The sequence below is a fragment of the Candidatus Palauibacter soopunensis genome, from assembly GCF_947581735.1.
Classification (GTDB): domain Bacteria; phylum Gemmatimonadota; class Gemmatimonadetes; order Palauibacterales; family Palauibacteraceae; genus Palauibacter; species Palauibacter soopunensis.
Genome location: NZ_CANPVT010000029.1, coordinates 56,813 through 66,335 on the forward strand (window position 1 = coordinate 56,813; position 9,523 = coordinate 66,335).

6 protein-coding genes and 2 tRNA genes are annotated in these 9,523 nt (G+C 68.3%); all 8 read left to right on the plus strand.

The features are described 5' to 3' along the window. Positions 1 to 3 precede the first annotated feature (3 nt). The 8 genes from RN901_RS09265 to RN901_RS09300 all read left to right on the plus strand — a co-directional run bounded on the left by RN901_RS09265 (position 4) and on the right by RN901_RS09300 (position 9,494). Positions 4 to 3,228, plus strand: a complete 3,225-nt coding sequence (locus RN901_RS09265) for a hypothetical protein (protein ID WP_310757990.1) — start codon at positions 4 to 6, stop codon at positions 3,226 to 3,228. After that, positions 3,221 to 3,889, plus strand: coding sequence for a hypothetical protein (locus RN901_RS09270; RefSeq protein ID WP_310757991.1), 669 nt, complete (start codon positions 3,221 to 3,223; stop codon positions 3,887 to 3,889). Before RN901_RS09265 ends, RN901_RS09270 begins: the two co-directional genes overlap by 8 nt. Then, on the plus strand, positions 3,889 to 5,979 hold the full coding sequence (gene ligA / locus RN901_RS09275; protein ID WP_310757992.1) for an NAD-dependent DNA ligase LigA: 2,091 nt from the start codon (positions 3,889 to 3,891) through the stop codon (positions 5,977 to 5,979). The genes RN901_RS09270 and ligA overlap by 1 nt, the downstream gene beginning before the upstream one ends. Then, positions 5,979 to 7,754 carry a DNA polymerase/3'-5' exonuclease PolX gene (gene polX, locus RN901_RS09280; RefSeq protein WP_310757993.1) on the plus strand — a complete coding sequence of 592 codons (1,776 nt, stop codon included), beginning with the start codon at positions 5,979 to 5,981 and terminating at the stop codon, positions 7,752 to 7,754. Before ligA ends, polX begins: the two co-directional genes overlap by 1 nt. Positions 7,755 to 7,822: 68 nt before the next feature. Continuing rightward, complete coding sequence (locus RN901_RS09285) at positions 7,823 to 8,812, plus strand: GntR family transcriptional regulator (RefSeq protein ID WP_310757994.1); 990 nt, start codon at positions 7,823 to 7,825, stop codon at positions 8,810 to 8,812. Between the two features lie 167 nt (positions 8,813 to 8,979). Next, positions 8,980 to 9,231, plus strand: a complete 252-nt coding sequence (locus tag RN901_RS09290) for a hypothetical protein (RefSeq protein ID WP_310757995.1) — start codon at positions 8,980 to 8,982, stop codon at positions 9,229 to 9,231. Positions 9,232 to 9,315: 84 nt separating this feature from the next. Further along, positions 9,316 to 9,388, plus strand: a tRNA-Gln gene (locus RN901_RS09295). 20 nt (positions 9,389 to 9,408) lie between these two features. Beyond that, positions 9,409 to 9,494, plus strand: a tRNA-Ser gene (locus tag RN901_RS09300). Positions 9,495 to 9,523: the final 29 nt, after the last annotated feature.

Below are 9,523 nucleotides of genomic sequence, written 5' to 3' on the forward strand. Positions count from 1 at the left end.
ACCATGATTCCGGTTCCCGACCGTACTCCGGCCGTCCTGTGCCGGGTCTCCGCCCGCGCGCTGCTGACGGCGGCGGCGCTGAACGCGGCCCTCGCGGCGGTGCTGAACCTGGCCCTCGCGGCGGCGCCCCCTCGCATGGAGGCCCAGTCTTCCGAACGAATCGCGGCAGGACTCACCTGGCGCCTGATCGGACCCGCGATCTCCGGCGGCCGCATCGCCGATCTCGAGGTCGTGCCCGGCACGCAGTCGCACATCTACGTCGGGGCGGCTTCCGGCGGCGTGTGGAAGAGCGTCAACCACGGAACGACCTGGGAGCCGATTTTCGACGACGCGGCGAACCTCTCGATCGGGGACATCGCGCTCGCACCGTCGGACCCATTGGAAGTGTGGGTCGGGACGGGGGAACCGAACAACCGTAACAGTACGCCGTGGGGGCAGGGCGTCTATCACTCCTCCGACGGCGGCAAGACGTGGCGGCTCACGGGGCTGGAGGAGACCCGGCACATCGGGCGCATCGCCGTCCATCCCACCGATCCGGACATCGTGTGGGTGGCGGCACTGGGGCATCTGTTCGGCCCCAACGCCGAGCGTGGCGTGTACCGGACGACCGACCGCGGCGAGACGTGGACGAAGGTCCTCCACATCGACGACGACACGGGGTTCGTGGACCTCGCCCTCAACCCCGCGGATCCGTCCGTCATCTACGCGGCCGCCTACCAGCGGCGGCGTCGCGCGTGGGGGTTCGCGGGCGGCGGGCCCGGGAGCGGCATCTACAAGTCGACGGACGGCGGGGATTCCTGGCGGGAGGTCACCGAGGGCCTGCCGGAAGGGGACAAGGGAAGGATCGGGCTCGCCGTCTCGGGGCGGGATCCGGCTCTGGTCATGGCCGTCGTGGAGGCGGAGGAGGGCGGGATCTTCATCTCGCGAGACCGCGGCGAGAGCTGGATGCGCGTCAACGAATTGAACCAGCGTCCGATGTACTACAGCCAGCTCCGGATCGACCCCAACGATGAGGATCGGGTCTGGCTGGTGGCGGGCAGCCTGCACCGCTCGGGGGACGGCGGCGACACCTTCGAGACCCTCCCCATGGAGATCGAATACAACACCGGCGTCCACGTGGACCACCACGACCTGTGGATCGACCCCGAGGACTCGCGCCACATGATTCTCGGGAACGACGGGGGACTCTATTCCACCTGGGACGACGGCGATCACTGGACGTTCATCGGGAACATCCCCATCGCCCAGTTCTACGACATCGACCTGGATCTGGCGGATCCGTACCACGTCTACGGGGGGCTGCAGGACAACAACTCGTACCGGGGCCCCAGCCGGACCCGCCGCTACCAGGGGATCATGAACCGCGACTGGCAGGTCCTCGACTATGGCGACGGGATGTACACGGAGACGGACTGGTCGGATCTCGGCACCGTCTACGTGACGTCGCAGAACGCCGGGATCGTGCGCGTGAACCTCGCCACGGGAGACCGGAAGGCGCTCAAACCCTTCCCGCCGGACACGACGGTCTCATATCGCTTCGACTGGAAGTCGCCGATCCTGGTGTCCCCGCACGAAGCAAACCGGGTCTATCTGGGCGGCAACCGGCTCTTCATCTCGGACGACCGCGGGGAAAGCTGGCGCGCGACGGAGGACCTCACGCGGCAGATTCACCAGGACAGTCTCGAACTGATGGGCGTGCGTCCGGACTCGACGACGCTCTCGAAACACGATGGGGCCTCCGGGTACGGGGAGATCACGGCCGTGGCGGAGTCGCCGGTCGAGGCCGGGGTGCTGTGGATCGGGGCGGACGACGGCTCGGTGCGCGTGAGCCGGGACGACGGGGCGAACTGGGAGGATCTGACCGACCGGGTGGCCGCGGCGGCGGGGCTCCCGTTCCCGTACTACGTGAGCTGGGTCGAGGCTTCGCACGCCGAGGCAGGACGCGCGTACGTGAGCCTGGACGGGCACTGGGACGACGACTACGGGCCGCTCGCGGTCGTGACGGAGGATTTCGGCGAGACCTGGCGGTCGCTCGCGGACGGGCTGAACCGGGCGGCGGCGGTGACGGCCACGGGCCGGGCGGCGGGCGGCGGCATGGCCAGCGTGAACGTGATCCGCGAGCATCCGGCGAATCCGGATCTGCTGATCATCGGCGCGGAGAACGGCGCTTTCGCCTCTTTGGACCGGGGAGCGACCTGGGCCGCGCTCGGCTCGGGCCTCCCCGCCGTTCCCGTCGATGACGTCGAGATCCACCCGCGCGAGAACGACGTCGTCCTCGGCACGCACGGCCGCGCCATCTGGATTCTCGACGACATCACGCCGCTGTCGCAGCGGTCGGCCGCGGCCGCGACAAACGACGGCGCCGTGCAGCTGTTCGCCCCACGCCCGGCGACCCTCTTCCTGTATCGCAACGACGTGCCGTCGATGGGCCAGGGGACGTTCCGGGCCGAAAACCCGGCGTTCGGCGCGAACATCGACTACTGGCTCCCCTCGGAGACAGCCGGCGGCGTATCGATCGATGTGCTGGATCATGCCGGACGGGACGTCCGGAGGCTCGAAGGCCCCGGCGCGGCCGGCCTCAACCGGGTCACGTGGGACCTGCGGCACGATCCGCTGCCGCACGACACGACCCGGTACGAGGTGCCCGGCCTGGACGCGGGCCCCGAGGGTCCGTTGGTCCTGGCGGGGACGTTCACGGTACGCCTGGCCGCCGGAGGCGAGACGCGCGAGCAGTCGCTGGAGGTCCGTGCCGATCCGGAACTGCCGGTGTCCGCGGAAGAGCGTCTGGCTCGCTACGAGTTCACGATGGCTCTTTTCGAGCTCCAGGGGGTCGCCTACAGGCAGGGCAGCGAAGCCTATGACGCGGAGCGCCGTGCGTCCGAGTCGTTCGAGACGCTGGAAGAAGCGGAGGACGTCGCCGCCGAGGACCTCGAACGCGCGCGGGAACTTGTCGCCGAGATCGAGGAGGTGGCCGACGAATGGCGTTCGATCAACGGGGACATCCGGAACTGGTGGACCGGCCTGCGGGGCAAGTTCGACGGCGGCCCTTCCACGACCGGATCGCTGACGGGCCCGTCCGACGACCACCGGCGTCGGCTCGAGCGGATCCGAGCGGATGTGGAGGTCGCGTCGGCCCGAAGGAGCGCCGCGGCGGATGCGCTCGAAGCGCTGCAGAACCTGGCGGGCGTCGGCGCCTCGCCCAACCGAGACGGAGAAGAGGATGGATAACGGACCGAAGGCGTCCACGTTGCGTCGGCTGGCGGGGCTGGCCCTGATCGGAATCGCGGCGCCGGCAACGCTGGAGGCGCAGGCTTGCCTCGGATTCAGCGGCAGCGGGTTCCTCAGCGGTTCGGGCGCCGTGTGGCGCGAATCATCCGAAGACGTCAGAGGCCTCGGGGGCGCCGCCGGGTTCGACCTGGGTCCCGTGGCCGCGACGGGTCATTACCTGAAGTTCTCCGGCGCGGACGAGTTCGATCAGGAATTCGACTTCGAGGATGCGCGGGCGAGCGTCGGCCTCAAGCTTCCGCTGCCCGTGCTGTCGGTCTGTCCCCTCGTCACCGTGGGGATCGGGGGCGTCCTGTCGAGGAACTTCAACGACCTCCCCGACAAGAGCGAGACCGTCTACGGGATCGGCGTCGCTGTGGGGCAGCGCTTCGGTGCGCCGGGCTCCGGCATCGCGATCATCCCCTCCGCGACCGTGAGCATCGAGAACTATTCCGTCGACCGGCTCTACGACGACATCGTGGAGGGTGACAGGGAAGTCAGCCCCGTCATCCGCGGCGGCGTCACGGTCGAAATCGGCAGCATTCACGTTCGGCCGTACGTCGCGTTCACGACCGCCGACGACAGTTACCTGATCGCCGGAGCCTTGCTGGGGCTCACCTTCTGATGATTCCCGGCGGGCCCGAGCGGCGGGCCCGAGAACTGCGCAGGGCGCTGCGGCACCACTCGTATCTCTACTTCGTCCGCAATCAGCCCGAGATTTCGGACGAACGGTTCGACGATCTGTTCCGCGAGCTGAAGGCGCTGGAGGCGTCGCACCCGGATCTCGTCACGCCGGATTCGCCGACCCAGCGCGTGGGGGCGGAGCCGCTCGATGCGTTCGAGACGATCGAGCACACCGCGGCGATGCTCAGCCTCGATTCATCCGCCGATGTGGAGCCACTCGAACGGTTCGACGAACGGATGCGCAAGGCGCTCGGAGATGACATCGGATACGTCGTCGAGCCGAAGCTGGACGGCGCCTCGATCGAACTCGTCTACGAATCCGGTCGGCTCTCACGGGCCGTGACGCGGGGAGATGGGGTACGCGGCGAAGGCGTGACGGAGAACGTCCGCACGATCCAATCGGTACCGCTCCGGCTGCGGGCCACGGATCGCGAGGTGCCGCCGCTCCTGGCGCTACGGGCCGAAGTCATCATGAGGGTGGGCGATTTCGAGGCGCTGAACGCCCGGCTTCTCGAGCGCGACCGCGCTCCGTTCGCGAACCCGCGCAACGCGGCGGCCGGATCGCTGCGGCAGCTCGACCCGCGCATCACCGCCGCGCGCCCGCTCGACATCTACGTCTACGACATCCTCGCGATCGACGGACGGCCGCCGTCCACCCAGCGCGCCACGCTGGAGGCGCTGCGCGAGTGGGGACTGCCCGTGAACGAGCGCTGCCGGCCCGCGGCCGACGTCGGAGAGATCCTCGCGTTCCAGGCGGAGATCGAGGAGGACCGCGACGACCTCGAGTACGAGATCGACGGCATCGTCATCAAGCTCGACGACATCGCCGCGCGCGACGAAGTCGGCGAAACCTCGCACCACCCGCGCTGGGCCTTCGCCTTCAAGTTCCCGCCGCGGAAAGAGGTCACCCGGCTCCTTCACATCTTCCCCAGCGTGGGCCGGACCGGCGTCGTGACTCCCATCGCCTTCATGCGTCCGGTGGAACTCGGCGGCGTGACGGTGAGCCGCGCAAACCTGCACAACCGGGAAGAGGTCGCCCGCAAGGATATTCGCGAGGGAGACCGGGTGCGGGTGCAACGGGCGGGGGATGTGATTCCGCAGGTTCTGGAGCGGATCGAGGAGCCGGGCCGCGAGCGCGCGGAGCCGTGGGTCATGCCCGCCGAATGTCCCTCGTGCGGGACCCCCCTGGAGCCACGCGGCCCGTACACCTTCTGCCCCAACCTGTTCGCCTGCCCCGCGCAACTGGCCGGGCGGATTCAGCATCTGGGGTCGCGGCACGCCCTCGACATCGAAGGATTGGGAGAGGAAACCGCGAATCTCCTCGTCCGCCAGGAGGTGATCGGCCGCGTCCCGGAACTGTTCGGACTCGAGGCGACGAAGCTGATGGAACTGGAGGGCTTCGCCGAGAAGTCCGCCACGAACCTCGTCCAGGCGATCGACGCTGCGCGAACGACGGAACTCGCCCGCTTCATCTACGGCCTCGGCATCCCCGAAGTCGGAGTGGCGGTGGCGCGGGAACTCGCATCGCACTTCCTCTCCTTCGAAGCGTTCCGGGCGGCGGACGAGGAGACGCTCCAGGGCGTGGACGGGATCGGGCCCAGGATGGCGGAGCAGATCACCGTCTTCCTGGCCCGCCCAGAGGTGTCGGCGGTCGTCGACGAACTGCGTTCCTGCGTTGAGCCCGTGCCCCCGCCGCGCGCGGGCGACACCCTGGCCGGGCTCCGAATCGTCCTCACCGGCGGGCTCGAGTCCATGAGCCGCTCCGAGGCCGGGAAGAAGCTCGAGGCCCTGGGCGCGAAGGTCACGTCATCCGTGAGCAAGCAAACGAGCTACGTCGTCGCGGGCGAGAACCCCGGCCGCAAGCTGGAGCGGGCGCAGACCCTCGGCGTCGAGATTCTGGACGAAGCGGGTCTCCTCGAACTCCTGAGCGGCGGACCCGGCGCACTCTCCACGCCCGACGAGACGGGCGCACCGGACGAGACGCCCGAACCCGAGGCGGCCGGCGCCGCTCCCGAAACCGACGCCTCCTGATGGAGAACATCGAGATCGTCCGCGTCCTGGACGAGGTGGCCGACCTGCTCGAGATCCAGCAGGCGAACCCGTTCCGCGTCCGCGCGTACCGTAATGCGGTGCGCACGATCAACGCGCACGCGACGCCGCTGCGCAAACTGGTCGAGCAGGGCGCCGACCTCACCGAGCTGCCATCGATCGGGAAGGGGATGGCGGAGAACATTCGCGAACTCGTGGGGAGCGGGCGTCTCGCGATGCTCGACGAGATGGCGGCCGAGATCCCCGCGGGTCTCGTCGAACTGATGCGGCTGCCGGGCGTCGGCCCCAAAAAGGCGCGCAAGCTGTGGGACGAACTGGGCGTCGAATCCATCGACGACCTGGAGGAGGTCGCGAGCGAAGGGCGCGTGGCCGAACTGCCCGGTTTCGGACTCAAGACGCAGGACCGGATCCTGCGCGGCATTCGCAACTATCGCACGAACACGACGCGCTTCCGCCTCGGGGAAGTCGACAAGCTTCTGCCGCCGTTGATCGAACACCTGCAGGCGACACCCGGCATCACCCGCCTGGAGGTCGCGGGGAGCTATCGACGTCGGAAGGAGACCGTCGGCGATATCGACCTCCTCGTCCTCGCCGACGACGCGCGCGCCGCATCCGACGCCCTCGTCGGGTTCTCCGGCGTGGAGAGCGTGATCGGGGCCGGCGGAACGAAGACCTCGGTGCGTCTGCGCAGCGGGTTGCAGGTGGACCTCCGGGTCGTGCCGCCCGAGAGCTGGGGAGCGGCGCTGATCTATTTCACGGGGTCGAAGGAACACAACATCCGCCTGCGCCGCCGCGCGCTCGAACGAAAGCTGCGGGTGTCCGAATACGGCGTGTTCACGATTCCCGAGGAGTCGCTCGGCGATGCGCTCGGCGAGCGGGGCATTGCCTCCGAGGGAGAGATGGTGGCGGGCGCGACGGAAGAGGACGTGTACCGGGCACTCGATCTCTCCTGGCTTCCGCCGGAGATACGACGCGACCGCGGAGAGTTCCCGGCTTCCGACGCCGGAGAACTGCCTCATCTGGTCGAGAGGTCCGATCTGCGCGGGGACGTCCACATGCACAGCACCTGGTCCGATGGCCGCGTTTCCCTGGAGACGATGGTCGAGGCGTGCGCGGCGCGCGGTTACGAGTACATGGCGATCACCGACCACTCGAAGGCGCTGGCGATGGTCGAGGGTCTCGATGCCGCCAAGCTTCGACGCCAGTGGGACGAGATCGCGGAAGTGCAGGCCGCGCACCCCGAGATCCGGATCCTGCGCGGGCTGGAAGTCGACATCCTGCGGGACGGATCGCTGGACCTCGAGGACGAGATGCTCGAACGACTCGACGTCGTGATCATCTCGGTTCATTCCTTCCTCGGGCTGGACCGGGCGCGGCAGACGGCACGCGTGCTGAAGGCCCTCGCGCACCCCCGTTCGATGATCTTCGGACACCCGACGGGACGGCTCATCAACCGGCGCGGTCCGATCGATGTGGACATCGACGATATTCTGCACGCCTGCGCCGAGTTCGGCGTCGCCGTCGAGGTCAACTCGCACCCCCACCGTCTGGACCTGAAGGACAGCCACCTTTGGCGCGCGCGCGAACTCGGCGTATCCGTCGTGGTTGCGACCGACGCGCACCGGCCGGACCACCTGGATCTGGCGACCTACGGCATCGAGCAGGCGCGCCGCGCATGGCTCACCCCGGAACACGTCCTCAATACGCGCGGCGTGGACGATTTCCTGGCAGCCCTTCGGAGAAAACCGGCGAGTTGATCCCCCGTTGAGACCCCGTCTCCATACTCCCGTCGACAGGCAGCCCCAGGACAGGGAGACTCGGACACATGGCGCGTGGATGCGGACTTCCACCGTTCTCGCGGGATCACTACATACCGCTCCGCCGACAACTCGCGGCCGATCTGGAGGCCGGGATTCGGGATGGACACGTCCGGCCCGGGGCCCCGCTTCCGTCGGCCAGGGAAATGGCGCGCCGGCTCGGCGTCGACCGGGGGACGGTCGGCGCCGCGCTCGCGCGGCTGCGGCGGCGGAACCTGATCGAACCCGGGAAGGGACAGCGCCCCCGCGCGTCGATACGCCCGCGCCGCCTCCGCCCAGCACCGGCGGTGGAGATGGCGCCGAGGACGGCGGTACTGGATCTGCTGAGGCACGCGCACGCGGGGGGATTCTCACGTTGGCGGCTGCTCAACGAACTCGAGCGGATCGTGGATGGGGCGCGGAGCCCGCATCCGCATCCCGTGACCCTGTGCGAACCTCGCGCCGGGTTGCGGGCCGTGCTCGCCGCGGAACTGGAAGATGCGTGCGGATTCGTCGTTCACGCCGTCGACTCCGCGCGCCAGATGCCCGAAAACACTCCGGTGATCCTCCGGCGTGAACTGCTCTCGCGCATGCGCCGATCCGGCACCGTCGAGTGCGTTCCGATTTCACTCGCCGGTGGCACCCGCGAACGTGAACTCGTCCGACGCCGAATACGCCGCGGATTCGTCGTGCTTCTCTCCCGAAGCGAGACCGTGCGCGTGTTCGCGGCGGAACTCGCCGCTCGGGACTTTGCCCTTGGAATCAACTTCAAGGCCCTCGACCCGTACCTCGACGCACAGGCCGTACGGCGGGCCGTGACTGCGGCGACGATTGTTTTTCACGACCGACTCGTCCCGATGTCCCGGTATGCCGGCGGAACGGCTCCAGCCGTACCGGTTACGCTCCTCCCGCCCGAGGAGGTCGAACGGCTCCGCGCCTATCTGTCCAGGACGGACCGGCCCGCGCGCGGCCGCAGCCGATCCATTTCATGCAGCGCGCCACACCCGGGGCGGGCGTAGCCCATGCGCCCATTCGCACCTAGTTTGTGGAGGTTTCTGCTGTCGCCCCGCCACGGAGTTGCAGGGATTGTGAAGAAGATGTTCTATCCGTCCGACTATTCCGAAAGTGGGCCGCACATTACGACCACTGTCTGCCGCGGCGTACCATTTACGTGGAAGTCGTGATCGTGTCTCCAGCCAAGTTCGACCCCGGCGTGATCGTGAGGGCGCTTCGCTTCCGAGCGAAACTCGATGGATTTCGGCTCGAGCGCGGCCACTACATGGACCGGTCCGACGATCGCGCGGATCGCTGGTACGCCGTACCGCTGGAAGACAATGACGCCCCGCGCTCCGGAGACGGTTTCCGAACGATCGCGGAGGCCGCCGACGAAGCGGAGCGCCTCCGCAAGCTCCGCGAAGCCTCCGCTCCCGACGACTAACTCCATTGCGGCGGCCGCGGCGCACCACCGCTTGAAGCGCCGACCCCCCTCAAGTATTATCGACGGCCCGACTCATTGGGGCGTTGGCCCGTGGTGGAATTGGCAACACGTCTGGCTCTGGACCAGAAGATTCCAGGTTCGAGTCCTGGCGGGCCAATCAGGACGGAAACATCCTGCGGAGGGGTGGCCGAGTGGCTTAAGGCGGCGCCCTGCTAAGGCGTTGACTCGAAAGAGTCTCGTGGGTTCGAATCCCACCCCCTCCGTTTGCTTGTATCATGTAAACGCATTACAT

Bases quoted from the DNA above. Each gene is read 5' to 3' on its own strand.
- RN901_RS09265 (WP_310757990.1), top strand. From the start codon at position 4: ATGATTCCGGTTCCCGACCGTACTCCGGCCGTCCTGTGCCGGGTCTCC.
- RN901_RS09285 (WP_310757994.1), top strand. From the start codon at position 7,823: ATGGCGCGTGGATGCGGACTTCCACCGTTCTCGCGGGATCACTACATA.
- RN901_RS09270 (WP_310757991.1), top strand. From the start codon at position 3,221: ATGGATAACGGACCGAAGGCGTCCACGTTGCGTCGGCTGGCGGGGCTG.
- polX (WP_310757993.1), top strand. From the start codon at position 5,979: ATGGAGAACATCGAGATCGTCCGCGTCCTGGACGAGGTGGCCGACCTG.
- ligA (WP_310757992.1), top strand. From the start codon at position 3,889: ATGATTCCCGGCGGGCCCGAGCGGCGGGCCCGAGAACTGCGCAGGGCG.